The sequence below is a fragment of the Terribacillus saccharophilus genome (assembly GCF_046592595.1).
GTDB lineage: Bacteria > Bacillota > Bacilli > Bacillales > Amphibacillaceae > Terribacillus > Terribacillus saccharophilus_C.
This window is the reverse complement of record NZ_JAWVPF010000006.1, coordinates 45,216-70,220: the sequence shown is the minus strand read 5'-3', so window position 1 is coordinate 70,220 and position 25,005 is coordinate 45,216. Positions and strand designations below refer to the sequence as shown.

Below are 25,005 nucleotides of genomic sequence, written 5' to 3'. Positions count from 1 at the left end.
AACTGCAGGCTTTTCTATTCCATTGTAAGATTCCTTCACCCCGTATGTAGTAAACATCTTTCCAGCATAAGAAAACTCCGGCTACCAAATGCCGGAGCTTTCTTTATTCTTCATCTGACATTCTTCCAAGGAAGAATCCGTCTATCTCACTTAATTTTCCGCGCCATAAAAGGTCAGCGTCAGAGGGTGTAGTCTTACTTTCAGCCACATATGTGGCCATATTCTTCAAATGGATATACTCCGCATCGCTTTGGTTGCTGTCAGCCGATTCCTCCGCCTGTTCCAAGGCTTCCTTCAATTGCTTCGCTATATCGTTTTCTTCAGAGATGCTCTCTTTCAAATTGGAGAAGTAAGAGGCGGCTGATATGATTGTGCCAGTGACCAGCGCACCTTTCACATGCAGTGTAATATCCGTGGAGAAATCATGGTGATTGGCTGCTTGTACAAAGAACGACAAAATTTCATCTTTAGCCATTTTCAAACCTCCTTCATTTTGTTACATCGTCTTGTCTGACAATTGAGATTCCATTACTGTTTGCGGCAACTTCTTCTTTCAACGAGTTATCTTTTTCATTCAGAAGCTTATTCAATTTGTCTTCCAGTTCTTCGATTTTCTGCTTCAGATTTTCATTCTCATGTCGAAGATTTTCGTTCGCTTGGTTATCCTGATTGCTTTGATCCATGTGGGTATCCTGATTGCTGTGTTCCTGACTGCTTTGATCCTTCTGATTGTCCTGGCTGTTGTCATTTTGGTTTTCATCGTTGTTCTTATCATTCTGATTAGCAGCATTCTCGTTCTGTTTGTCTTGTTTTTCCATATGGTTATCTTCGTCGGAACTTTTGTCTTTCTTAAATTTATCCTGTACCATATTGAGGGTGCGGTCTTTCATCTGTTTAGCAGATTCGCCTAGGTCTTTCTCTTTCACCTTTGTTTTCGCTGACAGGAAAGTGCCCTTGATTTTCTTTCCGATCTTCGGGCTGGTCAATAGTCCGATTGAGGCACCGGCTAAACCGCCCGCAATTGTTCGATTCCACGTATTATCTATTTTATTTACTTTATCTGCTGCTTTAACTACTGCCTTGTTTACAACTTTATCTTTCATCTCACTCATTTTCTATTCCACCTTAATCTGTCATTTTTTGTTCTAGCAATTCCAGACGTTTCTGGAGCTGTTCGTTTTCTTCTTGTAGTCTTTTCGTGTGGCTGTCTGCTGCTTTAGATGACAGATATGGATCTGATTCCCACCAGTCCAAGCCGATTTCTTTCGCTTTATCAACTGAAGCTACAATTAAACGAATCTTGATGGTCAGCAGTTCGACATCGGCAATTCCTACTGTGATATCCCCGGCGATGACGACACCTTTATCCAATACCTTTTCCAATACATCGACCAAGTTACTCGTGTTGCTCTGAACGACTTGCTGCTCTGCCATGTTTTCACTTCTTTCCTGGTAAAAGATTTCCCAATGGGCCTAGGTCTATATTCAAATCTTCATCCTTCAAGTTGAAGATCATTTTCAGTTCTTCCATCTTTAATTCCAAATTCATCAATGCCATGCCAAGATCCTCGATTTGCTGATCGGACAGTGTTCCTCCTTCCACCCGACGGATAGCATGACGTTCGACAATCTGACGCAGCAATTCAATCACTGTCATGACTAATTGCGCCAAGCCATGCTCCGCATCATCGGGATCTAAATGGATTCGGCCGCTCTTCGGCTGCTGCACTTCCATGTTCCAGTTCCTCCTTCTGTTTATCAAATGCTTCGGATGTAATATTCATCCGCGTATTACCAGATTGATTTTGAACTAGTGTTTCAACAGATGAAATCAGGACCCGTAAGTCCAAATAAACCAAGTCGACTCCGGCAATGGAAATTATTAAATCTCCTTTAATCGCGACACCCTTGTCCAAAATGACATCAAGTATATCTATCAAGGTAACATCCTTGTTTCTGGCGATTGTTTCACGTGTATTCATCTTGCGCCTCCATCTAATAGACGAAATGATAAGCCGGCCAAGGTCCAGTTGCTTCGAATCTCCAACCGGACGAAGCACTTTCCTCATTTTTCTGTTGAATAAGCTCTAAGAAAGCATCTACTTGATTCCCTTGGATAAGATAGACACTGTTCCAGCTCATCTCCAGCTCCTTGCCTGTAACGTCTTTGCTCCAGTTGGTTTTTACTTTCTCCTCTAAAGCAATTTCAGTCAGCTCAGCATGTATTTGTTCACAGAATTGATTTTTCTCTTTTTCTAACTCAGTCTCGACAAGCTGATCGATTTTCCGCTTTTCAAAGAATTGACGGCCGGGAGGCAAACTCTCTATTTCCTGCATCTTTTCTTTGATACTGGGGCTGTACTGCAGTACGTGCTCACGGAGGGGTTCATCATCACAGTAGATTTTTAGATTCCATTCTTCACTGCCTTCAATTCTTGTAAACAGGCTTTGTATGGTGTCTGCTTGTTCACGCAGTTTCTCTTCCAGACTTTCTTGACTCAGATAGATTGTGCAGAATTTCATTGGTATCAGGGTATACTGATTTTGCAGGGAAAGCAGCACTTCATGATGGTGCATCGCACTCTCCTGAAGCCATTCGAGGTCGTCTTTCATTCTGGTCTCAAGTGCTTCTCCTTCATACGCTTCTGCATCCACTTCCGTATATATAGCAGCAATTTCCCCGTTTGCTGCAACCGTTGCTTGCTGTTCTTTATCGATGCCAGCAAATGGAGTAAATGGTGTTTTATCCAGTTCATTAACAGGTACAATACCGTATAGATAAATATAATTTTCCTTTTGTCCCATATTCCCTACCCCTTATCCTCTTCTTCGTCTTCAGCAAGCTTTTCCCACTGCTCAATTTCCCGCTGCTTGGCCACTTCATAGCGCAGCAGCAGCTCCTGCTCTTTTTCTTTGTATGCTTCTTCCGAGATCTCCTCTAATTCATACAGCATCTGCAGCTGAATCAGTTTCTGCTGTATGACGGAAATATCGAAGTACTCTTTATCAGCTTCATCCTTGATCTTCTGCCCGATCTTTATCAGTAATTTAATTGGTGCAGAGACCAGAAAAGGTATCATGACGTCTTTTCAACCTGTAAACGGATGTTGATAAAGTTGTATGCAGGCCATGGGCCGGAATATTTGAAATCCACTTTTCCTTCCCATTTGTCATGAAGTTCATTGACTGCCTCATCAAACTCGGCCTCTTTCTCTTTGTCCAGCAAAAACGCACTGTTCAGCAGCATCTTCTCACTGATCGGATCATTTGATTTAACTGCTGTAGCAATCTTCTGAAGCGGCATCAGAATCTCTTCTTCCATTTGACGGCGCTTGTCCGTAAAGAATTTCTGTGTAAGTTCACCAAGCTTCATCCGGTCATAATATCCAGCTTCCTTGGATTTCCTGTTCACGGTTTCTTTTAGTTTGGTAATGACAGGATCTCTATGAATCTCTTCCTCCAGCCACTCCTGTTTGCCGATGACTTTCAATCCTAGCTCAATCTTATTGCGAATCTCTGGAAATAGTTCTGTGAACTGAGGTTCGAGCTTCTTCAGTATCACCTTCGCATCCTCATCCGTCTTAAAGACATTGCCAAAACTGACAGGGATCATCTCTTCCTGATTCTCCATCACAGAGGAAAGGATTGCTTGGTGAGCCATTAAATTATCCTTGGTAGGATGATAGATCTTTTGCGGAACTCGAGCCACAACAAATGCCATATCCCCGTGAGGGATCATATATGTGCTTCTTGTAACACCATCCAGTTCCACATCTCCAAAGCTTGGCTGAACCGGGTTTTGTACCGCACAAAATACATACGTTCCATCCATTCTATTACCTCCTTTATCTATGATCTACCGCGCTTCTGTAACGCGTACTTTGCCTTGCATAAGATTCAATTTCTGCATCGCTGTTCAGTGTGACAGCATACACACCAAGCATTTCATCCTTTGCATACTTCTTCATATAATCCCGCTCTTCATATACTTCAATCGTGACATCCCAACCGTCTGTACTATCTTCCCCTCGTCTTGGTTCCACTGCCGTGATCTTATGAGGAGGCGCAATATTTTCTTCGAAGAAGCTGCTTACTTTTTTCATGATATCGGTAATGTTCATATTTCCCCTCCTTTTAATGAGGAAACAGGCCTAAAGCCTGCTCTCCTCATACACTAAACAAGGAATTGCTTCGTTCATTCTTTTGTTCTGGCAATCCTTCGTTCTGTACCTCGTCACGCAATAGTCCGACTGCTTCTGCATAGCGCAGCCATGTATCCACACTGGCGATAACGACCCTCGCCTCAACAGTTAAGATCTCAATCCCTACTACAGAGACCCGGACAAATGCGTCGATTACAATCCCTTTATCTAAGATGCGGTCAATTACGTCCGCCAAGCTGGAACTATCCGTACTTTTTTGAACAGCCATGTTAAACACTCCTTCTTATTTTTTCTTCACATCGCTCCATTTTTTTGCTGCTGCCGGCCCTTTTACATCCCGGTAGCTTTTTATATCCTCAACATGTTTGATTTGGGCTGCCGATTTGACCTGTGGACCTTTCCTGTCAGATCCCCGATCACCCTCTACCTTGTCCTTCATCTGCGTTGCTGTATCTTGGAGTTCACCTTTCCAATCAAGTAATTTCGTCCGCAGCTTATCGGCCGTTTGCTGAGCCTTTTCATGCACGTCAGTACTTTTGTTTTCCTTGATATCCTCCAGTTTGGAAGCAGCAGAGTCGGCTTTTTCCCCTACCTTATTCGACAGGGAAGCTTCCATTTGTTCCTTTGCCTTCTGCCCGATCTTTTTCTGAAGTTTCTCTTTCTGTTCCTGAGGAATGGCTCTTTTGAGGATACCGGTCACGAGCTTTGTTGCAGCCTTAGCTATTTTGGGCTTAGTAGCTTTGACGATAGCTCACCTCCTGTGCATATAAAAGTTTTGTTCCCCGATTTACACATGTTTAATGTAAATTTTACGTAAATGAATAAATTGGCAAGTTTGGAAGGTTTGAAAGACAAAAACCGCACTATCATTGACGATAATGCGGTTATAAATATTCACTTCTATTCATTTTTCCGGGAATTTTACCATACTTTTCATTTTTATTAATAGAAAATTCTTACAATATATCTATAAATTCTATAAAATGACACGACGTAACTTCTCTTACCTCATGTTCGTCATATATTCATATGCAGTCGTTCCATAGATACTTTTAAAATGTCTGTTCAAGTGGGCTAAATCCACAAAACCACAAGCAGCCACAGCTTCGTAAATATCTTTTTCTTTCCCTATTATTTGCTTCGCATGTTCTACCTTGCTATTTAAGAAATACTGATATGGAGAAATTCCAGTATACGCTTTAAAAAGTCTAATAAATTTGTATTTGGAGAGGTTTAATTCAAAACTGATTTCATCCAGTTTAAGTACATCCTGCAGATTGCTATGCATCATTTCCTTAGCCTTCAGGATTAGCTTATTATCTTTTTTGCTGCTTTTATCCAATTCTGTTTTTGTAAGTCTGTCCGTCAGCGTAACTGCCAGTTCATTGCACAGGACTTCTTCTTTTTCATTTAGTATTGCCTGAGCCAGTTTCAAAATCTTATGTTCGAGTCCCGCATCGTACAAGATTGGATCTGCAAAGCGGATTAATTCCTTTTGCCCTGTTATTTCCTGCAGTAACTCAGGCTCCAAATAAAGCATCACATACTCCAGCCCAGTCTCATCGTGTGCCATGCCGTCATGTGTCTGTTCGGGATTAAAGAGCATCACGCCATTAGGATAAGACAATTGCTTATGACCATCCAGGTTATATTGTTGTATACCGCGCAGCGTAACACCCATTGCATACTCTCTATGCGCATGTTTCTTATATGTGAATTCCTTCATGCTTGCCGACAAAGCAGTGATACCCGCCGACTTCTTGTAAATGAATTTTTCCATTTTCATCACCTCTGGCTATCTAAATCCATATCATGCAAGCCGCATAGAGTAAAAAAGCTGCCATAAGTATATTTACTGCTTTCGTATGTTTCTGCAGGAATCGCTTAAAGATTGTTCCAAAAAGCACCCATCCAATGAAAGCCAGGAAACCGATTATTGTTATAACAGCAACGAAGATCAGTATCACTGTACTTTCCGTATAGTATTTCATAACGAAACTCGGAATGACAGTCAGTGTAAAAATGATTACCTTCGGATTCAAAAACTGCATGAAGAACCCAGATAGAAATGTGCCGTTCAGTTGGCCGTTCTTCTTTGAGCTATCCGACTTATATATTTGATAAGCCAGGTATATCATGTACAGACTTCCGACTAGTTGTAAGAAAACCAGTATCTTCGGCAGTACTGTCACAAGCACTGCATTCAGTATAGCAGATAGAAATAATAGTAAACCAAATGCGAGAGTCGCTCCATACGTATAGCGCATCGCTTTTCGAGTACCGAATTGATGCACCGTTGATAAGATGACGATATTAGTAGGTCCGGGTGTGAATGTCACGATAAAGCAGTAGATAAGAAAAGAAGTGATATTCATGCTGACTCTCCTTTTTCAGTGGTCTTACATGAATATAAACGCTAAAACCTGCTGTTATATAGTACATTATTGCAAATACATCCGATTTCTAATGCATGACTCCAAAAAAAAAGACTGCCCTATAGGCAGTCTTTACTTGCTTCAAATTCACGCAACGTCGTGATATTTTCTTTGTGTAACCAAACTTACTATAACCATCACCACACAGTTGACGACCAATGCAATGATCCCTGTATTCAAATCATTCCATGAGGCTGGTAAGACTGGGATAAGATCCACTACGGTCGTTTGACTGATTGTGATATAAGCGACAGTTGCCAGTCCGGCAATGATACCTGCTGCAGCTCCGTACTTATTAATGAAGCTGCGCTTCCACAGACTGCAGAATAGGGACGGAGCGAGCTGTGTCATCAGACTGTAGCCCATCAATATGATATTTGATAAAGTTGCTCCTCCGTGCAGTGTAAAGTAGACTGCCAGCAAGGAAACGGCCGGAACAAACAGTCTGGCTAATTTACCTATTGTTTTGTCACTTGTTTTAGGCGCGAACACCTGATAGATATTTTTCGCGAGTAAAGTAGCTGTGTTCATGATCAGCAAGGACCCTGGCACCAATGCTGTCAGCAAACCTGCGCCGCCGATGATACCAATTACCCAAGGATCGAATGTTTCAATCGACAATCGCAATAAAGAGAGATCCACATCTTCCCCTTGCAACCCCGGCACAGCCAAAATCGCAGCTGTACCGACGAAAAAGACGAACAATAGCATAAGCGTATATAACGGGCTGATGATCGCGTTTTTCCGGAAGACTCTCTCGTTCTTCGCTGTATACGTAGAACTGAAAACTTGCGGCCACATATAGAACCCTAGCACTAACAGCAAGACGGTTGAGATGACCCAGGTCATGCTGTAGCCTTCGTCCGGGAACTTTAAAAATTCGGGGTTTGCGGCATGGACTGCCTCGAACATAGGCTGGAAACCGCCATAATAATGCAAAGGCAGATAGATACCAAGAAAACAGATGACGACTACCATGACAATATCCTTGATGGCAGCTGTCCATGCCGAACCATGCACGCCGGATAGCATTACATAAATGGTTAAGCTGATGGCGCCGATCCATACTGCAGTTTGCATCGAGATAGCGCCATAAGAAGCCTGCGAAACGATGATTCCCAAGCCCTTGAGCTGCACGACTATGACAGGGATCATACCGATTACCCCAACAAGCGCAACAAGTACACCCAGATACGGGCTGTTGAACTTACTGACGAAGAAATCAGATTGCGACACAAGTCTATGTTCCTTCGCATATCGCCAAATGACCGGCAAAAGCCAATAAGACATAACATACGACAAGCCGATATACATAAGCACATATAAAGCCGGTGCACCTTTCCCATACGCCCAGCCGCTTCCGCCAAGGAAGGAAAATGTTGTATAAATTTCTCCTGCCATCAGCAGGAAGACAAAGATGCCGCTGAAGCCCCTGCCTCCGACTGTCCATTGCTCCAGATCCATATCCTTACCTCTTGTGGAGCGGATTCCTAAAAAGACTGCTAAAAGCAAAAATCCCAATATAATAATAAGTGCAATATTCATTTTTTCTCATCCTCTTTGTTCCGTGGATCTAATTTGTACATAATAGCCAATACAGCTGATGTAAGAATAGTCCATAGGACAATCCAAAACATCACGAATGGCATGCCAAGTACAAATGGTTCCACTCTATTTGCGAACGGGAGGAATCCGAGCATCCCGATAAAGGGAATGACAGTGAGAAAATATAAACGTTTCATTTTTTGATTTCACCATCCAAAATAGTAGTTACAACTGCTTTTTCTCTGAAAAGCACATGATGATATCATAATCCTTCTGCTCTTGATAAGCAAAATTAATTTAGCGAAGCAACAATACTTCCGTGTACCGCTTCGACAGATTACTTCGCTTTCCAATTAAAATGGTATCTCGCACTAAGAGAATAGGAATAAATAAAAAAATCCGAACTTATGCTAATTTCTATCAAGAGAAAATTGCATTACAGTTCGGATTTTTTGTGCTGAATACTGCTTCAGCTTATTTTAGGTTTATCAAACAAATATATCCATGATCAATACGCCGCCGAATGCCACAAACGACAGGATTGTCTCGAGGACGGTCCATGTTCGGAATGTTTCTTTTACGGTAAGTCCGAGGTATTCTTTGACCATCCAGAAACCTGCGTCATTGACGTGGGAGAACATAAGGGAACCAGCTCCTGTAGCGATGACTAGAAGCTCCAGGTTCACACCTGACATATGCGTGATGATAGGAGATACAATTCCTGCTGCTGTTGTCAGCGCCACTGTCGCCGAGCCTGTCGCAATACGGATCAAGCCGGCAACGATGAATGCGAGTACGATCGGAGAAAGAGATAGATGCTCTGACATTTGCGCAATGGTATCACCAACTCCACTGTCGATAAGCACCTGCTTGAACCCTCCGCCAGCACCAATGATCAAGATGATGGAACCAACCGGAAGGATGCACTCCTCCGTCATTTTCTTCAAACGATCTTTATTCATACCCTGACGGAAACCAAGGAAATAGTAAGCCGCAAATACTGCAATCAATAGAGCTACTAATGGACTGCCGACAAAGACAAGCAGTTTCTCAGCTAAACTAGGAAGCGGAAGATAAGGGCCGACTGCTGACAAAATCATCAAGATAACCGGAAGCAAGATAACGAAAAAGCTAATACCCGTTCCCGGCTTGCTCTCAGGCTGGGTTACTTTAATGAGATTAGGCTCACCTTCCGGAATGACGCGCTTATGCACCCACTTGGCAAATACCGGTCCGCCCAGGATACCTGCCGGGATAGCGATTATAAGGGAGTACAATAATACCATCCCAAGATCCGCTTCGAAAATGCTGATAGCCGCAAGTGCACCAGGATGCGGCGGCACAAGTCCGTGCACAATGGAAAGACCAGCAATGACCGGCAAAGCGATTAGCAAGATATTCTGCTTTGTCGTCTTGTAGATGCTGATAACGAGCGGAAGAACTATTAGAATACCAACCTCAAAAAATACTGGGATTCCGATGATGAAACCAGCTATGAACATTGCCCATGGCAATTTTTTCGGCCCAAACATCTTCACAAAGAAATCTGCCACCTGATTACCGGCACCGGAATCCGCCATCATCTTACCAAGTATCGTACCGAGTGCCAGAATACCGACTAGATGCCCAAGTACGCCGCCGACACCAGTTTCATAGGCTCCGACAATCTGATCAAATGACAAACCGGCGGTGATGGCCAGGAACAGACTGGCCACAGTCAAGCTGATAAAAGCATGCCATTTGAATAGCGTGACACCGATGATGACGATCACGATCGATAACAATGTCATGAGTAAAAGATAGATATCCATCTCTCGATTTCCCCTCTCTCTATTTAAGCGCTTTCAAACCTATAGGCGGAAGTTGCTGCTTAGTGCAGCATCCTCCGCTGGAAATCAGCGATTCGTTCATATTCTGTTTCGAAGCTTCTTGATAACTGAATGTAGATACTCATGAGTTCCTGGTACACTTCAACACAGTCTGGATCTGGTGTATGATGATGCGTTTTGCCGATCATATCGTTCACCACTTCAAAGGAATCGATATCTCCCAAGCTGTACAATCCAAGGACTGCTGCACCTAAGCAGGAGCTTTCATAGCTTTCCGGAATATGGACTTCCTGGTCGAAAATATCCGCCATCATTTGTCTCCACATCTCGGAGCGTGCAAATCCGCCCGTCGCTTGAATCCGTTTCGGTTTGCCGGTTAGTTCTGTCAAAGCCAGCAGTACAGAGTACAGATTGAAAAGCACACCTTCCAGGACTGCCCGGATCATATGCTCCTTTTTGTGATGCAGACCAAGTCCGAAGAAAGAGCCGCGTGCATTGGCATCCCATAGCGGTGCCCGCTCCCCCGCCAGATACGGATGGAACAGCAAGCCGTCTGATCCTGGTTTCACCAAAGAAGCGATTTTCGTCAGTACCTCATATGGGTCGATACCGAGCCTGGCAGCAGTTTCTGTCTCAGCTGCACCAAGTTCATCCCGCACCCAACGGAGTACGACCCCGCCGTTATTTACTGGACCGCCAATGACCCAGTGATTCTCCGTCAAGGCATAACAGAAAATTCGGCCCTTCGGATCTGTCGTCGGCTTGTTCGTTACAGCACGGATTGCACCGCTCGTTCCGATTGTGACAGCTACTACACCTTCATCGACTGCTCCTACACCTAAATTGGATAGGACACCGTCGCTTGCACCAATAATGAATGGCGTTTGCCGAAGCACGCCAAGCATTTCAGCCATTTGCTCTGTAAGACCAACAAACTGATACGTTGTCGAAACCGGCTCAGAAAGTTTGTCCTCTGTCACTCCGGCTACTTCCAGCGCTTCTTTATCCCAAGCAAGATTCTCCAAGTTAAACATTCCAGTTGCAGATGCGATGGAATAATCGACCTTATAGCTGCCAAACAGCTTGAAAAAGACATACTCTTTAATCGAAATGAATTTAGCTGCACGTTCGAATGTAGCTGGATGCTCTTCCTTCAGCCAACGCAATTTTGATAGAGGCGCCATCGGATGGATCGGTGTGCCTGTGCGCAAATAAATGCCATGGCTGTCCGTCTCTTCTTTAATTTTTTCCGTCCATTTCGTTGCTCGGTTATCCGCCCATGTAATGCATGCTGTCAGCGGTTTATCGTCTGTATCCACTGCAATCACACTGTGCATTGCCGAACTGAAGGAGATACAGCGGATCGCTGCTTTGTCCACGCCGCTTACCTGGATGGTATCCCGGATTGCTGTGACAACAGCCTGGTAGATGACTTCCGGATCTTGTTCTGCTGTTTCAGCTGTGGGCGAATGCAAAGGATATTCGATGCCTTCCTTTGCAATCACCTCGCCTTCGGTCGTGAACAGGACTGCTTTCGTACTTGTTGTGCCCATGTCCACACCGATCATATAGGAAGCTGCCAACGTCTTCCCCTCCCTTTTCTTTAGCGTTTCACCACTGCATGTCCACCGAATTCATTTCGCAGTGCTGCGACTACTTTTCCAGAGAAAGTATCTTCGTCCAAGGAACGGTAACGCATCATAAGTGACATTGCGATAACAGGTGTCGCTGCTTGTAATTCAAGTGCAGTCTCCACAGTCCATTTTCCTTCACCAGAGGAATGCATCACACCGCGAATCGCATCAAGCTTCGGATCTTTGCTGAAAGCAGATTCCACAAGTTCCATCAGCCAAGAACGGACAACAGAGCCATTGTTCCACATTTTCGCAACTTGCTCATAATCGAAGTCATAATCACTTTTCTCTAATACTTCAAAGCCTTCGGCAATCGCCTGCATCATGCCGTACTCGATTCCGTTATGGACCATTTTCAGGAAGTGGCCGCTGCCGCTTTTACCAGCATAGTGGTAGCCATTTTCCACACTGATTGCTTGGAAGATAGGCTCAATTGTTTTAAACACTTCTGCATCTCCGCCGATCATTGTGCAGACACCATTACGGGCACCATCCGTTCCGCCGCTCGTACCAACATCAAAGAAATGTACGCCTAATTCAGCGAAAACTTTGGAACGTTCAACGGATTGCTTGTAGTTGGAGTTACCGCCATCCATTAAAATATCACCTGCAGAAAGATAGCCTTTCAATTCCTCCAATACTTTATCAGTGATTTCACCAGCCGGTACCATTGACCAAACGATTTTAGGGCTTGGCAGCTGTTCGACCAATTCTTTTAAAGAACCAGCAGCTGATCCCTTTGATTCAGCGAATTTAGCACGTGCGTCTTCACTTACATCAAAAGCTGTAACATCGAAGTTATTATCCAACAAGTTCAAACCAAGATTGAAACCCATTTTTCCCAGACCGATTAATCCTATATGCATGATAAATTAGCTCCTTCAAAATAATTTTCTATTTATGATACCATAATACGAAAATAATTTTCATATAGCAACCGCTTTCAATCAATTTGTGCTATACTGCTTATAACAAATAGGACGAAAGGCAGCTGATTTTCTTGGCACAGCAAGGTTTAACGGGGATTCGTTCCCACTATCCAAGACTGAGTGATAAAGAGAAGAAAATAGCAGATTTCATTTTGGAGCACCCGGAAAAAATTGTTCACCAGACTATCAGCCAAGTGGCAGATCAGCTGGAAGTTGCCGATGCGACGGTATCCCGTTTTTGTAAACGCATCGGATACAAAGGCTTCCAAGCATTGAAAATTGCTTTAGCACCTGAAATCATCGCTCCCAATAAGATGCTGCATGAAGACGTAAACGATACGGATGAAGCAAAATTGGTTGCGGAAAAAATTTTTCAATCCAATATCCGGACATTGGAAAACACATTGCAGGTTCTGGACAAAGCGGAGCTGGAGCAGGCTGTCACCTTGCTCCTGAAGGCAAGAAGAGTGGAGTTTTACGGGTTTGGCGGATCAAATATGGTTGCGATGGATGCCTATCACAAGTTCGTCCGCTCCGGCGTTCCAGCTTTTGCGTTTCCTGATGCCCACCTGCAGCTCATGTCTGCCTCCCAGCTGACCGATCAGGATGTCGCTTTTATCTTTTCTCATTCAGGTGCGAGCAAGGATGCCTATCAGCTGCTTCAAACCGTCAAGAAAACAGGCGCCAAAACCATTGCAATCACAGGATTTCCTAAATCGCCTATCGGCCAGCAGGTGGACGTTGCCCTGCACACCAGCTCAGAGGAAACAGATTACCGATCTGAAGCCCTCGCATCGCGGATCGCACAGCTGAGTATCATCGATGCCCTTTATGTGACAGTCATTATGCGGCAGAAAGACAAAGCCCAAACTTCCGTCGAAAAGGTACGGAACGCTATCGCTGCAACAAAAATGTGACCCGCCAGGAGCTGACGGGTCACTTGCCATTTATATTTACTGTTGTAATTTCGAACTTGTCAAAACGATGTCTCGCAAAAGAATACTCGAAGGCGATGCCAGTGTTGAGGTACGCTACCTGCTCTATCACAAGTACAGGTTCGTTTTCCGATAAACCCAGTTCTTCCATGTCTTGTGCTGTTGCTTGCTCCGCTCGTATTCGGCGGCGCGATCCCGCTATCTTCAAGCCAAGCTCTTTCTCCATGTATGCATACACAGAGTTATGCAGGATTGTCGGAGTGATACCTGGAATGAGCGGCGTCGGCATATACGTTTCCTCGATTACATGGGGATTATCATCAACGCAGCGTACACGGATGTGATGATACACTGGAGTATCTTCCGTGATGGCTAAATAAGATGCTACTTCAGCTGAAGGCGTTATCATGTCAAACATAAGCAGCTTCGAGGTGACTTGCTTATCCTTCATCAAATTGGTGAATCCGAGTGTTTCATTCGTTCCCACGTGGATATAATCCGATTGGAAGGAAGACTGCACAATGAACGTTCCGTGTCCGCGCTTGCGGAAAACGATTCCTTCGGATGCAAGTACATCAAGCGCACGTTTAACTGTCATCCTGCTGCAGGAGAATTCTTCGACAAGGCTATGCTCATCTGGCAACGGCTGGTCCAGAGGGTAGAATCCTGATTCGATACGGTGTCTGATTTCATCTGATATCACTTGATATTTCATAGTGTTCCTCCTCTGCTGCCGGTCTGTTTGTTGTTAGCTTATCAAAATACTGGAATTGCAGCAATCTGCCAATGAAAATGACGGCCTTGATGGCCGCCATTATCAGAAACCGTTTCGCTGTACGACTTGCTTCATCCATTCGCCGCTTTTCTTGATTGTGCGCTCCCCATCTTTCTCCAGGTTAACCGAAACAAAGCCGTAGCGATTTTTATACGCATTCGTCCAGGACCAGTTATCCATGAACGTCCACAGGTGATATCCTTTTACATTAGCTCCTTCATTCAATGCTTTGTGCACCCAGCGTAAATGATCCTTGATGAAATCAATCCGATAGTCATCCTGGATGATTCCGTCCGTATCACGGAACTTCTCCTCCCCCTCGACACCCATACCATTTTCAGATATGAAACAAGGGATATTTCCATAGTTATCGCGCAGGTTTACAAGAATATCGTAGATCCCTTTTTCGTAGATTTCCCAGCCTCGATGCACATTCATCTTCCGGCCAGGCATTTCATAGGAATCGAAATATCTGTCCGGCATGAACGGTGCGTCTGGATGGACGCTATGTTCCTTTGCCTTCACACGTCTTGGCTGATAATAGTTCACACCCAGCAAATCCACTGTATTCTCCCGAATGACTTGCAGATCCTCTTGCGTGTAATCTGGCAAATAGCCTTCCTGTCGGAGTATGTCTACCAGTTCCTCTGGAAATTCACCTTTAACGGATGGATCCAGGAAGGAGCGGTTAAAGAACGCATCGGCAATACGTGAAGCTTGCAAATCTGCCGGATTGCTGCTGCGCGGATAGGATGGAGTCAGGTTCAAAATGATTCCTATCTGACCGTCCTGTCCTTGTTCCCGATACGCCTGAGTAGCAAGGGAACTTGAGAGCTGTGTATGATAACCCACCTGCACAGCTCGCCTGAAATCTACCACATTCGGATAATGGAAATCATACAGATAACCGCCTTCTACTGGCACAATCGGCTCGTTATGTGTAAACCACTTCTTCACTTTGCCGCCAAAGAGACGGAAGCATGCTGCCGCATATTCTTTGTATGCCTCCACGACTTCCCTGCTTTCCCAGCCGCCTTTTTCCTGCATGACCATCGGCATATCAAAATGGAATAGATTTACGAATGGCTCAATATCGTTATCCAGCAGTTCATCAATTACGTCCCGATAAAATGCCACAGCTTTTTTATTGATTGCTCCTGTACCCTCAGGTATCAGCCTCGACCAGGCAATCGAGAATCGGAAAGAGTTATGGCCCACTTGCTTCATCAGGGCGATGTCTTCTTTGTAACGATAGTAAAATCCGGATGTATCGGCAGGGCCGATACCGTTATGAAATCGATTCGGCTCCTGCTCATACCAGTAATCCCAAATATTCTGTGTCTTCCCGTCAACATCTGCTGCTCCCTCCATCTGCGGTGCCGAAGAGGAAGAACCCCACCAGAAGTCCTCTGGGAATAGATAGTTTACTTGGTTCTTTTTCTGTTCTGTCACTTCCATATCAAATCTTCTCCTTTGGTACTTGCATATCCGATTTTGCATTTTGCTGTTCCGCTTCTCTTTCCTGCTTTATATTCATCCGATCGATGAACTTTAGGAATGGGAACCAAATGGCGAATACAATCAAGACGTTAACGAGCTGCAGCAGTGAGCCGGCAATTGAGTTGGTTGCCAGGAATCCACTGATGAAAATCGGAACCGTCCACGGAATCGTTACCCCAGTCGGCGGCGGCACGAGACCAATCGCCATCGCTATATAGCTGACAACAGTTACAATCATCGGCGCAATGATCCATGGCAGCAGAATCAGCGGATTCATCACGATCGGCAGTCCGAAAATAACTGGTTCGTTGACATTGAAAATACCAGGCCCGATCCCAAGCTTACCAACCTGCTTCATCTGCTTACTCCGCATGAACAGGAGTATTGCCACCAGTACGGCCAGCGTCATCCCTGTCCCGCCCGCGCCAACAAGATACACCTCGATGAACTGTTTATTGATGATATGCGGTACTTCCCCACCAGCTGTATAAACTTGCAGGTTTTCCAAGGACAATGTGTTCCAAATTGGATCCATCACCGAGTTGATGATGATTTGTCCGTGCAGACCGAAGAACCAAAGAATTTGGATGAAGAATACAGCAATCAACGTCGCTGTAAGCCCTCCTCCTAAACCAACAAGAGGTGCTTGCACTGTATTGAAAATAACATCATGCAAATTCGTGTTGAAGACTTGTGTCACAATGATATTAAGTACCAAGAATACCGACAGCGTAACAACCGCCGGGATGAGGGCAGCGAATGATTGCGATACAGCTGGCGGAACGCCCGCCGGCATCTTGATGACAATTTTCTTTTGTGTGATAAAACGATAAATTTCACCCGAAAGGAATGCGACGATCATACCCAGGAACATTCCCTTGGCTCCAAGACGGTCGACAGCTAGTACATTACTTACCACTTCGCCGCTCTCAGTCGATACGACAAATGGTGTCAGCAAAAGAAACGCGGTCAATGCTACAGCTCCGCCGAAAATAGCTTCCACTCCATAGCTTCTCGCCAGGTAATATCCAATACCAAATACAACAAAAACAGAGGCGATATTCATCGTGGCATTCGGTGCTGGTCCAAGCGACTCTTGAATACCAGCGAGCAGGGATTCACTCATCACATTGTCCAGGAATGGCAAGTTGGCCAATACAACCATGATGGAACCGAAAATCGTTAATGGAAATGCCAGCATAAACGCATCGCGCAATACACCGAGATAGCGGTTATTATTCAGCTTACCGGCAATCGGTATCAAAAATTTACTTAACTTATCAAACATTGCCTGCTTCCTCCTTTAGCTCTTCAGCTCTTCAGCTCTTGGAAAATAGGTATCATTTCTTTGACCATTTCCTTCATTGTCATCGTCGACATGAAATGGTCCTCTGCATGAAGGAACAATAGGGAAAGTTCCTGCTGATGGCCTGCCGCTTCCTGCTGTACCAGCTGGAAATGTACCTTGTGTACGAGTGAAAGATCATCTTCTGCGTCTGCCAGCATCTCATTCACTTTCTCTATGTCACCCTCACGGTAAAGCCGAAGGGCCTGCAAAACTTTACTTCTGGCATTACCGCTATGCAGGATCATCTGGAAACAAATCTGCTCCTCGGTCAGCTCCTCCAATTTCAACTCACTCATGATGTGGCTCCAATCAGACCAAGTGCCTGTTTATATGCTTTCTCTCCATCTGCCATTCCATATGCCATCATGTCGATCACTTCAACTTGGATACCATATTTCTGTGCCTCAGCTGCTAGTTCCCCTTTGAGAAAGCTCATTTGCGGACCGATCAGGACAACATCAGCTTCAGCCATTTCTTTCTTCGCCTGATCCTGTCCCACTGCCCAAATCTTCGCTTCTTCCCCAATCGAATCTGCAAACGCTTGCATTTTTGTGACCAAAAGACTTGTGCTCATACCGGAACTGCATGCTAAAAGGATTCTGTTCATGTCATAACACTCCTTGGTTTTATTAAAAGCGCTTTCATTTGTATTATATATCTAAATTTCCATTTGTCTAGACATTTAATAATAAATGTTTAGACTTTTAATGAAAACTAGCTGCTGATTAATGGATAATATGGATAGGCTTCCAGTGACTTGATATGTTAAACTAGCTTTATCTTTATAGGGACGGTATAGCTGCTTTGAATTGGATAAAGCAGCTTTCTTATTATCGCAGTCTATCAACCCCACACTAACCGTCCAGCATATTATGACTAATAGGAGTATCGGTATATGGCTGTTATTGAAAGTGCGGAACAATTTGTCACCCATCTACACACCTGGCATAAAACAATTAAAACACGTGATTGTGCCGAGTCAGCAAAACTGCGCGAGGAAGCACACGCCGCTTTGCATGCAGGTGAATTTACAGATGAATTATGGGATCGTTTTTTGCTGCTTGATGCACGGTTTGATTTTCTAATGGGAGAGATTGATCTTTGCGAGGAAAAGCTGCAGAGATTGAACCCGGATGAACTGAATGATTACCAGTCTTTTTTCTACTATAGTTTTCTGGCAATCGTGAAGTACAGCCGAAAAGAATACTTTACGGCTATTGATTTATTGGAAAAAGCAGAAATACATATGGATGCAATTGAGGATGAAGAAGAGCATGCCGGCTTGCATTATAATAAAGCGATGCAGTTCTATTATTTGGACATCAATGCCTTGTCCAGTTTTCATTTGGACAAAGCTATAGCCATCTACGCGAAATATCCTCAGTACGAACTGAAGGTAGCCAATTGCAAATCCCTCCAAGGATTAAACCAAATCGACCTGCGGGAGTTCGACAAGGCAGAAAGAAATCTCCTTGAAGCCCTCTCCATTTCTGAAAAACTCGGACAGGAAGATATGGTTGTTGCTTGCGGATTCAATATTGGTCTCATGTACCACAAGCAGCAGGCAGATGAGAAAGGTATTCCATACCTGCAGCAGTGTGTTACCCATTCGGAACATCCCTTGTATGTGCAGGCACTGTTCACACTGACTCGCTCCCTCTATATTTTAGGAAGACCTGATGAAGCGGAAACCTATTATAAAACTGGTATGCGTGTATGCGATGAAAAGGGAGACCTGGAGTATCGCTGGCAGTTCGCCATTCTTTGGGCAAAATATGTGGAGCGCGACACAATGGATTATGTATACGATTCCGCTATTACGTATTTCAAAGAAAACGGCTTGTTCTACTTGATGCGTCGTTATGCCCGCGATTATTCTCAATTCTTGTGGGAAGCGCAGCAAATTGAGCAATTCCATTATTATCACAAACTTGCATTATCGAATGACTTCCAATAGAAAAACGGCTCATCTCCTGATGAGCCGTTTTTCTGTGATATCTATTAACCTTCTGCCAAAACAGCATATCTAATCAATTCACCATCAACTTCTGCCAGCAAAATAGATCCATTTTCGTTAGCAGAATAAATAGATGTACCTACAGGTAAATGTGTCGCAGACCCATCTCCAAAGGATGGACCCTCAGTGGAAGAATCTTTGATCTGACCTACCTTTTCTTTTTTCGTAATGTCTTTTTCCTCCAGCCAATCCATACCAGTCTGATAGACAGCCCCATTATGCTGCAGTATATCTGCACCCTCGTCCGATTCCAGAATCTCTTCAGCAGTAGGATTGCCAATAGTAACCACTTCTTCTTCACTGCAAGCAAATAAGAACACCAGACAAAACAGCAATATCGTATATTGCATAATCTTCATCATAAAATCCCCCTATGCTTAAGATGCCCAATGGGATGGCTGCACCAAATATGCAGGCAACTGCGTTTGTTTGTTACCTTTTGCCGAATTGATCTGCATCTGCGTCAAGAACATACTGGTAGACAGATCTGCCCCTTCCAAATTCGCATCCCGCAAATCTGCTCCAATAAAGTCGACAGCCCTTAAGTCTGCATGTTTTAAGTCTGCTGCAATTAAATAAGCTCCTCTAAAATCTGCTGCTCTCAGGTCTTTTCCTTTTGCGTTCTTTCCTATCCAATCTGCCCCTCTATAGTCCAGTTTCCGTTTTCCAGGCATGGAATTCGTTATTGTGCCACGTATATGAACGCTCGTCTTGGAGAGCAGTTCATTGATGGGCATGCGAAGCTCCATTATATCTAAACTCTGCAAGTTGTCAGCATCAAGCTTTATTAGGTTTTCTAATTCGCTTAGCTGATAAGTGAGTTCTATATGCAGCTCCTTCGGTACTGGGTAAGACAACGCCTCTATAACATAGGCCAGCATCTCATACAGCTGAATCATCACCGGGAATACAGAGAACATTTTCTCAGCAGTTTGCGTATTCCCTCTCCAGTCCTGTCCATTGAACGTAATTTGGGAAACTTGTTGACCGGCACCGAAGCAATCAAAAACAGTACAGCCTTTAAATCCCTTCCCCCGCAGCTCACTATGGATCTGACAACGAAAATCGGATTGCAGGTTAGGACATGGAGCACCTGCAGGTTTATTTATAGCAAAGTCGCTGGATGCAACGATATGAAGTGCTGTACAGCATAAGCCAAAACAGTTTGCACAATCCGCCTGCAAACTCTTTCTATACTCCCCGGCAGCAAGGGTATCAATCTGAGAAGACATAAGCATTCTTCCTTTTCATGTATTCTTTACAACTCTTCCCCTTGTCATCAAATCCAGCAGCAGCTGGAATCTCTGCAGCACATCCGTCAAATCAAGCTGCAGCGCTTCATTGATCTGATTGATCCGATAATTTACCGTATTTGGATGGACAAAGAGTTCTGCTGCAGTCGGTTTGATTTTGCAGTTGTGGAGAAGATATATTTCAAGTGTTTTCAGGAGTTCCTTTTTATCGTTCGGGTCGAGCTTTCGAATCTTTTGCAAGTGTACACTTTCATAGCCAAGCTCGTCATTTTTATCAGCAATAGCCTGCAGATAACGATATACATGCAGATCTTTGTAATAAAGGGATACTGGGCGGTGCGTCAGGATACCGGCTTGGATGACTTCTTTTGCTTGGTTTGCACTTTTCAGCAAGTCAAGAGGATGGTGATAGATACTTCCAACACCGCTCCTGACTGTTGCATTTTTATCCTTCACATAATCACGGATACGCTGGATGACTTCTCTTGCTAATGCTTCGATTGGTGCATCAGCCCGCTTTCCTCCAAGTACGATGAGCAGGATACCTTCTTTGATGAGAACATGATGCAATTTATCCTCGAGCTGCAAGGAAGTCTGGGCAACCTGCTGCAAATCATAAAGAAGCCTTTCATCCTGCTCAGTCAGCTCGACAGCTGCGACAGCAAAATACTCCGGCAGCTTCACGCCAAATTCCTTTGCCCCCCATTCCAGATCAGAAGCTGATTTATATATTCCATTAAAAATATTCTGATAAAACTGATCCTCTTTTTCCTCTTGCTTCAGCTTTGACTTTTGTATATCAAAAATGAGCCTGCCGATGTGGTAGGAAATATCGTGTAGAAAATCGAGACCTTCAGCAGGAAGTGGGTCCTCCATCTGCTGAATCCAAATATAGCCCATGATGCGGCCTTCATGCTTTGCACTTACAACAATTCTCGTATTCAAGCCTATTTCCGGCATTGCTTCTACGAGAAATGGACGCTCATATGTTTTCAGCTTATTTACGACACCCGCTTCAATAAATGTTTCATAGATTGGCAGTGTCCACTTCTTTGTGAAAATTGTTTGCTGGTTTGCTTCATCAAAATGTTGGATGTAATGCGAATTATACGCAAGCAATGTATAGTCGGCACTCTCGACAATCACTGGCCGCTCCAGCTCGAAGCTAAGCAAATCGATGACAGCATCCAGATCATTGATGGATAATACACGATCGAATAACTCCATAGCGCATACCCCTAAGCATTTTCTTTTATCATACTCCAGCAGAAGAGCTTTGCCTAGATGCTTCCTTTTTTTCAATAACAACCAATAATATTGATAAAATTTAACTAAAAAATAGTATCCTTTGATTTTTTTAATAAGGAAACTACATAATTCTATTTACCTACCGATAAATAGATGTAGCCGTAATACAAGCAAAGAGAGGAACAAAATAAAATAATGGAAGAAAACAAAAAAAGAGGTAATTTCTTTACCCGTAAAATTTTACGCAAAATCCTTTATCCGATTCTTGCCATGTTTATCATATCAGGAGTAGTAACAGCATTTTTCGGTTATGAATTCAGCCGTAATATGGTGCTTGAAAGCCAGACTAATCAAATGGAAGATCAAACGGTTGTTCAGCTGAACAGCATTTATGATTTGTTCCTGGACAATATCGAGTCTACTTTAGGAAGTATCAGCCGGACACAATCTTTACAAGAAGATGATATGGACCGGCTAGCTGTAACGATGGAAAGCTATACAAAAGACAATCCAAATATCAGTACCATTTTTTATCAGCCTATTGATGGCGACATGGTGGCTTATCCGCAAGTCGATTTGCCAGATGATTATGATGCAACTACACGTCCGTGGTATCAGCTGGGGCTTGAGCTTGAAGAACGCGCTGGTTATACTGACCCATACGTGTCAGCCGATTCAAGTGAACCTGTAGTTGATGCGGTAAAGCCGATCTTTGACAATGACAATCAGTTAAAAGGGATGGTTGTCGTCGAATTCAAGCTTTCTCGTCTAAAGGAGCTTACAAAGCAGGTTAAAGTTGGCGAAACAGGATTTGCTGCGGTATTCGACGGTACAGGACATTTCCTATCCCATCCAGATGCTGAAAAACTAGGTACTGACGCAACGAAAGAAGAATTCTGGAAGAAAATGCAGTCCACTGGACGCGGCGGGATTGTCAATTATGAATTTGAAGGCGAAAAACGTGTACTTGCCTTTACGACGAATGACAGAACTGGCTGGACAATCGCTGCCATTGTACCAGAACATGAGTTCAGCGACTTAGCGTCGGGGATCATTCTTCCTTTGACCATCACTGTACTGATTGTCCTGGCGATTGCACTACTAGTTACCTTCTTCGTCGTGAACTCGGTAATACAGCCAATCAAACAACTACGTGACAAGATGAAACAAGTAGAAGACGGCGATTTGACTGTTAAGATGAACAACCGGTCTGCTGATGAAATTGGTGATCTATCTGACAGCTTCAATAATATGATCGGGAACATCCATGGCATGATGCAGCATAACACTGCTATCTCGGCAAATGTCCAGTCCGCATCGCAGGCACTGGCAGCTAATGCAGAAGAGAATGCTGCGACTTCCGCAGAAGTAGCGGCAACGATGGAAGAGATTTCTGCCGGAACAACAAGTCTTGCTGAAATCATGGAGCGTAATACTGTTGCGACAGAAGCATTATCCGAGAATATCAAACTAGTAAATGCACACAACCAGCAAGTATACGAAGAAGCACTGGAAATGACGGAATCCGCTAAAGTCGGTGGTTCCCAGATGCAGCAATTGATTGAGCAATCAAAAGATGCTATCGAAGCTACGGGCAAGATCGAACACGCTGTACAGAACCTGCAGCAAAAATCAGCTAATATCAGCGGAATCGTAAATACAATCACAGATATTGCCGGACAGACGAACCTGCTGGCGCTTAATGCAGCTATTGAAGCAGCACGTGCCGGCGAGAGCGGCAAAGGCTTTGCTGTTGTAGCAGATGAAGTGCGCAAGCTGGCAGAACAGACAGAACATGCACTCCGCGATATCGGTTCTATCGTACAGGAAATCCAATCTGAAACAGCTGAAACAGCAGCCTTCGCTACAAGAACTGGCGACGTTGTCCGCGGACAAGAAACAGCAGTAAATAATACGAAAGAAATCTTCATCCAGATCCAGCAGGCAATTGCACATAATATGGAATTGACTGCCCGGACGAAGGAAGAAATGAAACTTATGATGGAAAGGGAAGCTACTCTGGCAACCAATACTGGTGAAATTGCTGCTATCAGCCAGCAAACAGCAGCTGGTACAGAAGAAATCACGGCATCTGTAGCGGATCAGACCCATTCCATGGATCAATTGAAAGAGCTAGCTGAAAAGCTTGAGCAGGATGCTAATACATTACAAGAGCAGCTGCAGCAATTTAAATTATAATAAAGATTATATAGCTAAAAAATCCCCTCTAATACGACTTAGAGGGGATTTTTATATGTTCTATAAGCTCAGATAAGTCTGTATCAAACGTTTCTCTTGTTCAAGCAATTCCTCTTGGCTTAAGCCATCGGCATTCTCGCCCCAAAAAACCAAACTGGATCCTTTTATATTAGATGCTTCCACATGCTTGTAGTAATCTGAAATATAGAAAAATTTATTATAGGCGTAAGCCCATTGCATATAGTCCATCTGTTCTGTTATATCTTCCTGTGTAAAACGGGTTGAAGGCAAGAAATATAAAGAGTACGCATTATAGTTATATACGGGAAAACCCTCGTCTTCAAAGTCTGTTACTTCTAAACCCTGCACACCGTTTGAAAGCGTACTTTGCTTCCAATAAAGGATGGAGAAGCTTTGAGCCAGATTATGAATGCCTTGTGCAGTAATGCTGTCATTCCACATCTGCGGTTCATAACTTCCAGCTTTAGCTGTATCGGCAATTTGATTCATAAAACGTATAAAATCCGTTTGATGTACTTCACTTCCCGGGACTTCATCCCCGCCAAGTACTATCCTCTGTTTTCCTGCGAACTTTGGCTGATAGAATAAATCAAGTACTTCATTCAACAGCTGGTTAGCAGTATGCAGAGCATCTGCATTATTGTGATAATCAAGCGTCTCTTCACTGTAATCCGTCACGATATTAGTATATAACCCGTGATCTTTCACTTTCATTAACTCTAACCAGCCTCTGGAATGCGACGGCAGATCAATATCAGGAATAACCTGTATATCTCTATCATTGCAATATGCTATAAGTGATGACAGTTCTTTTTTGGTTAAGTATGTGTTGTTTGGAGTTTCACTGTTTTGGCCAAGGAATTCTGATGAAATAGCATAGCTTTCATTATCTGAGAAATGCAGCTGCAAGTAGTCTCCGCCATTTGCACTTATTTCGTCTGCAATTGCTTTTAATGTTTGAATCGAATAGTACTTTCTCGAAATATCGATTGTAATTCCTTTCTCGTGATCCTGTGCTTGAACGGTGTTCGCCATCGTTAGAAATAGGAGTACACTAACTGTTGTAATAGAAAGAAATTTAAACAATGCCGCTTTCCCCTCTTCTTCAGTTTAATAAAAGTATTGTGCTAATAGTGAGACACCAAAACACGTGTAATCTTTCCCTTATTCCTGC

31 protein-coding genes are annotated in these 25,005 nt (G+C 43.7%); 3 read left to right on the top strand and 28 right to left on the bottom strand.

Annotation, left to right across the window (positions count from 1 at the left end):
* Positions 1–103: 103 nt before the first annotated feature.
* The 18 genes from gvpU to gnd form a co-directional block, all read right to left on the bottom strand.
* A complete protein-coding gene (gvpU, locus tag SFC25_RS11400) occupies positions 104–475 on the bottom strand; it encodes a gas vesicle accessory protein GvpU (RefSeq protein ID WP_411215395.1) in 372 nt (123 codons plus the stop codon).
* A gap of 13 nt (positions 476–488) precedes the next feature.
* On the bottom strand, positions 489–1,112 hold the full coding sequence (locus tag SFC25_RS11395; protein ID WP_411215394.1) for a hypothetical protein: 624 nt from the start codon (positions 1,110–1,112) through the stop codon (positions 489–491).
* Between the two features lie 13 nt (positions 1,113–1,125).
* Positions 1,126–1,434, bottom strand: a complete 309-nt coding sequence (locus SFC25_RS11390; protein WP_411215393.1) for a gas vesicle protein — start codon at positions 1,432–1,434, stop codon at positions 1,126–1,128.
* Positions 1,435–1,438: 4 nt separating this feature from the next.
* Positions 1,439–1,735 (bottom strand): gas vesicle protein K, encoded by a 297-nt coding sequence (locus SFC25_RS11385; protein WP_411215392.1) that lies wholly within the window; start codon positions 1,733–1,735, stop codon positions 1,439–1,441.
* Positions 1,686–1,982 carry a gas vesicle protein gene (locus SFC25_RS11380; protein WP_411215391.1) on the bottom strand — a complete coding sequence of 99 codons (297 nt, stop codon included), beginning with the start codon at positions 1,980–1,982 and terminating at the stop codon, positions 1,686–1,688. Before SFC25_RS11380 ends, SFC25_RS11385 begins: the two co-directional genes overlap by 50 nt.
* Positions 1,983–1,995: 13 nt before the next feature.
* Positions 1,996–2,805, bottom strand: a complete 810-nt coding sequence (locus SFC25_RS11375; RefSeq protein ID WP_411215390.1) for a GvpL/GvpF family gas vesicle protein — start codon at positions 2,803–2,805, stop codon at positions 1,996–1,998.
* Positions 2,806–2,810: 5 nt separating this feature from the next.
* Positions 2,811–3,080: a gas vesicle protein GvpG gene (locus SFC25_RS11370; RefSeq protein WP_411215389.1), complete on the bottom strand. Its 270-nt coding sequence runs from the start codon at positions 3,078–3,080 to the stop codon at positions 2,811–2,813.
* Positions 3,077–3,832: a GvpL/GvpF family gas vesicle protein gene (locus SFC25_RS11365; RefSeq protein WP_411215388.1), complete on the bottom strand. Its 756-nt coding sequence runs from the start codon at positions 3,830–3,832 to the stop codon at positions 3,077–3,079. The genes SFC25_RS11370 and SFC25_RS11365 overlap by 4 nt, the downstream gene beginning before the upstream one ends.
* A gap of 13 nt (positions 3,833–3,845) precedes the next feature.
* Positions 3,846–4,121 (bottom strand): gas vesicle protein GvpO, encoded by a 276-nt coding sequence (gene gvpO, locus SFC25_RS11360; protein ID WP_411215387.1) that lies wholly within the window; start codon positions 4,119–4,121, stop codon positions 3,846–3,848.
* Between the two features lie 46 nt (positions 4,122–4,167).
* Positions 4,168–4,431 (bottom strand): gas vesicle protein GvpJ, encoded by a 264-nt coding sequence (gene gvpJ, locus SFC25_RS11355; protein WP_411215386.1) that lies wholly within the window; start codon positions 4,429–4,431, stop codon positions 4,168–4,170.
* A 15-nt stretch (positions 4,432–4,446) separates the two neighbouring features.
* The gene (locus SFC25_RS11350) at positions 4,447–4,863 is read right to left on the bottom strand and encodes a hypothetical protein (protein WP_411215385.1); all 417 of its coding nucleotides are present in this window, start codon (positions 4,861–4,863) and stop codon (positions 4,447–4,449) included.
* A gap of 303 nt (positions 4,864–5,166) precedes the next feature.
* On the bottom strand, positions 5,167–5,943 hold the full coding sequence (locus SFC25_RS11345) for an AraC family transcriptional regulator (protein WP_411215384.1): 777 nt from the start codon (positions 5,941–5,943) through the stop codon (positions 5,167–5,169).
* Between the two features lie 19 nt (positions 5,944–5,962).
* Entirely contained in the window at positions 5,963–6,538 is a 576-nt protein-coding gene (locus tag SFC25_RS11340) for a LysE family translocator (protein ID WP_411215383.1), read from the bottom strand.
* Positions 6,539–6,685: 147 nt separating this feature from the next.
* Positions 6,686–8,143: a sodium:solute symporter family protein gene (locus SFC25_RS11335; RefSeq protein WP_411215382.1), complete on the bottom strand. Its 1,458-nt coding sequence runs from the start codon at positions 8,141–8,143 to the stop codon at positions 6,686–6,688.
* Positions 8,140–8,340, bottom strand: a complete 201-nt coding sequence (locus tag SFC25_RS11330; protein WP_411215381.1) for a DUF3311 domain-containing protein — start codon at positions 8,338–8,340, stop codon at positions 8,140–8,142. Before SFC25_RS11330 ends, SFC25_RS11335 begins: the two co-directional genes overlap by 4 nt.
* Positions 8,341–8,631: 291 nt before the next feature.
* On the bottom strand, positions 8,632–9,954 hold the full coding sequence (locus SFC25_RS11325) for a GntP family permease (protein WP_411215380.1): 1,323 nt from the start codon (positions 9,952–9,954) through the stop codon (positions 8,632–8,634).
* A gap of 59 nt (positions 9,955–10,013) precedes the next feature.
* Complete coding sequence (gene gntK, locus SFC25_RS11320) at positions 10,014–11,540, bottom strand: gluconokinase (protein WP_411215596.1); 1,527 nt, start codon at positions 11,538–11,540, stop codon at positions 10,014–10,016.
* Between the two features lie 35 nt (positions 11,541–11,575).
* The gene (gene gnd / locus SFC25_RS11315; RefSeq protein ID WP_411215379.1) at positions 11,576–12,472 is read right to left on the bottom strand and encodes a phosphogluconate dehydrogenase (NAD(+)-dependent, decarboxylating); all 897 of its coding nucleotides are present in this window, start codon (positions 12,470–12,472) and stop codon (positions 11,576–11,578) included.
* Positions 12,473–12,606: 134 nt separating this feature from the next.
* Here gnd and SFC25_RS11310 point away from each other — a divergent pair, with 134 nt between their 5' ends.
* On the top strand, positions 12,607–13,452 hold the full coding sequence (locus SFC25_RS11310) for a MurR/RpiR family transcriptional regulator (RefSeq protein WP_411215378.1): 846 nt from the start codon (positions 12,607–12,609) through the stop codon (positions 13,450–13,452).
* A gap of 19 nt (positions 13,453–13,471) precedes the next feature.
* Here SFC25_RS11310 and SFC25_RS11305 read toward each other — a convergent pair whose 3' ends face one another.
* Genes SFC25_RS11305 through SFC25_RS11280 form a run of 6 tightly spaced genes read right to left on the bottom strand, consistent with a single transcriptional unit; the run spans position 13,472 to position 17,700 of the window.
* Entirely contained in the window at positions 13,472–14,185 is a 714-nt protein-coding gene (locus SFC25_RS11305; protein WP_411215377.1) for a GntR family transcriptional regulator, read from the bottom strand.
* A complete protein-coding gene (locus SFC25_RS11300; protein ID WP_411215376.1) occupies positions 14,160–14,324 on the bottom strand; it encodes a hypothetical protein in 165 nt (54 codons plus the stop codon). The genes SFC25_RS11305 and SFC25_RS11300 overlap by 26 nt, the downstream gene beginning before the upstream one ends.
* Positions 14,288–15,703 carry a glycoside hydrolase family 1 protein gene (locus tag SFC25_RS11295; RefSeq protein WP_411215375.1) on the bottom strand — a complete coding sequence of 472 codons (1,416 nt, stop codon included), beginning with the start codon at positions 15,701–15,703 and terminating at the stop codon, positions 14,288–14,290. Before SFC25_RS11295 ends, SFC25_RS11300 begins: the two co-directional genes overlap by 37 nt.
* Position 15,704: 1 nt before the next feature.
* Positions 15,705–17,033: a PTS cellobiose transporter subunit IIC gene (celB, locus tag SFC25_RS11290; RefSeq protein WP_411215374.1), complete on the bottom strand. Its 1,329-nt coding sequence runs from the start codon at positions 17,031–17,033 to the stop codon at positions 15,705–15,707.
* Between the two features lie 23 nt (positions 17,034–17,056).
* Positions 17,057–17,389 carry a PTS lactose/cellobiose transporter subunit IIA gene (locus tag SFC25_RS11285; RefSeq protein ID WP_411215373.1) on the bottom strand — a complete coding sequence of 111 codons (333 nt, stop codon included), beginning with the start codon at positions 17,387–17,389 and terminating at the stop codon, positions 17,057–17,059.
* Positions 17,386–17,700, bottom strand: a complete 315-nt coding sequence (locus SFC25_RS11280) for a PTS sugar transporter subunit IIB (protein ID WP_411215372.1) — start codon at positions 17,698–17,700, stop codon at positions 17,386–17,388. The genes SFC25_RS11285 and SFC25_RS11280 overlap by 4 nt, the downstream gene beginning before the upstream one ends.
* A 288-nt stretch (positions 17,701–17,988) precedes the next feature.
* On the opposite strand from SFC25_RS11280, the gene SFC25_RS11275 reads away from it, so the two are divergent.
* Positions 17,989–19,050, top strand: coding sequence for a tetratricopeptide repeat protein (locus SFC25_RS11275; protein ID WP_411215371.1), 1,062 nt, complete (start codon positions 17,989–17,991; stop codon positions 19,048–19,050).
* A 44-nt stretch (positions 19,051–19,094) separates the two neighbouring features.
* Here SFC25_RS11275 and SFC25_RS11270 read toward each other — a convergent pair whose 3' ends face one another.
* From SFC25_RS11270 to SFC25_RS11260, 3 genes are read right to left on the bottom strand one after another with little or no spacing between them, the layout of a single operon-like run.
* A complete protein-coding gene (locus tag SFC25_RS11270; protein WP_411215370.1) occupies positions 19,095–19,472 on the bottom strand; it encodes a hypothetical protein in 378 nt (125 codons plus the stop codon).
* Between the two features lie 15 nt (positions 19,473–19,487).
* Positions 19,488–20,342 carry a pentapeptide repeat-containing protein gene (locus tag SFC25_RS11265; RefSeq protein WP_411215369.1) on the bottom strand — a complete coding sequence of 285 codons (855 nt, stop codon included), beginning with the start codon at positions 20,340–20,342 and terminating at the stop codon, positions 19,488–19,490.
* 15 nt (positions 20,343–20,357) lie between these two features.
* Positions 20,358–21,590: a PucR family transcriptional regulator gene (locus SFC25_RS11260; RefSeq protein ID WP_411215368.1), complete on the bottom strand. Its 1,233-nt coding sequence runs from the start codon at positions 21,588–21,590 to the stop codon at positions 20,358–20,360.
* A 216-nt stretch (positions 21,591–21,806) separates the two neighbouring features.
* On the opposite strand from SFC25_RS11260, the gene SFC25_RS11255 reads away from it, so the two are divergent.
* Positions 21,807–23,810 (top strand): methyl-accepting chemotaxis protein, encoded by a 2,004-nt coding sequence (locus SFC25_RS11255; RefSeq protein ID WP_411215367.1) that lies wholly within the window; start codon positions 21,807–21,809, stop codon positions 23,808–23,810.
* 60 nt (positions 23,811–23,870) lie between these two features.
* Here SFC25_RS11255 and SFC25_RS11250 read toward each other — a convergent pair whose 3' ends face one another.
* A complete protein-coding gene (locus SFC25_RS11250; RefSeq protein ID WP_411215366.1) occupies positions 23,871–24,917 on the bottom strand; it encodes a family 20 glycosylhydrolase in 1,047 nt (348 codons plus the stop codon).
* Between the last annotated feature and the right edge of the window lie 88 nt (positions 24,918–25,005).

Bases quoted from the DNA above. Each gene is read 5' to 3' on its own strand.
- gvpU (WP_411215395.1), bottom strand. From the start codon at position 475: ATGGCTAAAGATGAAATTTTGTCGTTCTTTGTACAAGCAGCCAATCAC.
- SFC25_RS11395 (WP_411215394.1), bottom strand. From the start codon at position 1,112: ATGAGTGAGATGAAAGATAAAGTTGTAAACAAGGCAGTAGTTAAAGCA.
- SFC25_RS11390 (WP_411215393.1), bottom strand. From the start codon at position 1,434: ATGGCAGAGCAGCAAGTCGTTCAGAGCAACACGAGTAACTTGGTCGAT.
- SFC25_RS11385 (WP_411215392.1), bottom strand. From the start codon at position 1,735: ATGGAAGTGCAGCAGCCGAAGAGCGGCCGAATCCATTTAGATCCCGAT.
- SFC25_RS11380 (WP_411215391.1), bottom strand. From the start codon at position 1,982: ATGAATACACGTGAAACAATCGCCAGAAACAAGGATGTTACCTTGATA.
- SFC25_RS11375 (WP_411215390.1), bottom strand. From the start codon at position 2,805: ATGGGACAAAAGGAAAATTATATTTATCTATACGGTATTGTACCTGTT.
- SFC25_RS11370 (WP_411215389.1), bottom strand. From the start codon at position 3,080: ATGATACCTTTTCTGGTCTCTGCACCAATTAAATTACTGATAAAGATC.
- SFC25_RS11365 (WP_411215388.1), bottom strand. From the start codon at position 3,832: ATGGATGGAACGTATGTATTTTGTGCGGTACAAAACCCGGTTCAGCCA.
- gvpO (WP_411215387.1), bottom strand. From the start codon at position 4,121: ATGAACATTACCGATATCATGAAAAAAGTAAGCAGCTTCTTCGAAGAA.
- gvpJ (WP_411215386.1), bottom strand. From the start codon at position 4,431: ATGGCTGTTCAAAAAAGTACGGATAGTTCCAGCTTGGCGGACGTAATT.
- SFC25_RS11345 (WP_411215384.1), bottom strand. From the start codon at position 5,943: ATGGAAAAATTCATTTACAAGAAGTCGGCGGGTATCACTGCTTTGTCG.
- SFC25_RS11340 (WP_411215383.1), bottom strand. From the start codon at position 6,538: ATGAATATCACTTCTTTTCTTATCTACTGCTTTATCGTGACATTCACA.
- SFC25_RS11335 (WP_411215382.1), bottom strand. From the start codon at position 8,143: ATGAATATTGCACTTATTATTATATTGGGATTTTTGCTTTTAGCAGTC.
- SFC25_RS11330 (WP_411215381.1), bottom strand. From the start codon at position 8,340: ATGAAACGTTTATATTTTCTCACTGTCATTCCCTTTATCGGGATGCTC.
- SFC25_RS11325 (WP_411215380.1), bottom strand. From the start codon at position 9,954: ATGGATATCTATCTTTTACTCATGACATTGTTATCGATCGTGATCGTC.
- gntK (WP_411215596.1), bottom strand. From the start codon at position 11,540: ATGATCGGTGTGGACATGGGCACAACAAGTACGAAAGCAGTCCTGTTC.
- gnd (WP_411215379.1), bottom strand. From the start codon at position 12,472: ATGCATATAGGATTAATCGGTCTGGGAAAAATGGGTTTCAATCTTGGT.
- SFC25_RS11305 (WP_411215377.1), bottom strand. From the start codon at position 14,185: ATGAAATATCAAGTGATATCAGATGAAATCAGACACCGTATCGAATCA.
- SFC25_RS11300 (WP_411215376.1), bottom strand. From the start codon at position 14,324: ATGGATGAAGCAAGTCGTACAGCGAAACGGTTTCTGATAATGGCGGCC.
- SFC25_RS11295 (WP_411215375.1), bottom strand. From the start codon at position 15,703: ATGGAAGTGACAGAACAGAAAAAGAACCAAGTAAACTATCTATTCCCA.
- celB (WP_411215374.1), bottom strand. From the start codon at position 17,033: ATGTTTGATAAGTTAAGTAAATTTTTGATACCGATTGCCGGTAAGCTG.
- SFC25_RS11285 (WP_411215373.1), bottom strand. From the start codon at position 17,389: ATGAGTGAGTTGAAATTGGAGGAGCTGACCGAGGAGCAGATTTGTTTC.
- SFC25_RS11280 (WP_411215372.1), bottom strand. From the start codon at position 17,700: ATGAACAGAATCCTTTTAGCATGCAGTTCCGGTATGAGCACAAGTCTT.
- SFC25_RS11275 (WP_411215371.1), top strand. From the start codon at position 17,989: ATGGCTGTTATTGAAAGTGCGGAACAATTTGTCACCCATCTACACACC.
- SFC25_RS11270 (WP_411215370.1), bottom strand. From the start codon at position 19,472: ATGATGAAGATTATGCAATATACGATATTGCTGTTTTGTCTGGTGTTC.
- SFC25_RS11265 (WP_411215369.1), bottom strand. From the start codon at position 20,342: ATGTCTTCTCAGATTGATACCCTTGCTGCCGGGGAGTATAGAAAGAGT.
- SFC25_RS11260 (WP_411215368.1), bottom strand. From the start codon at position 21,590: ATGGAGTTATTCGATCGTGTATTATCCATCAATGATCTGGATGCTGTC.
- SFC25_RS11255 (WP_411215367.1), top strand. From the start codon at position 21,807: ATGGAAGAAAACAAAAAAAGAGGTAATTTCTTTACCCGTAAAATTTTA.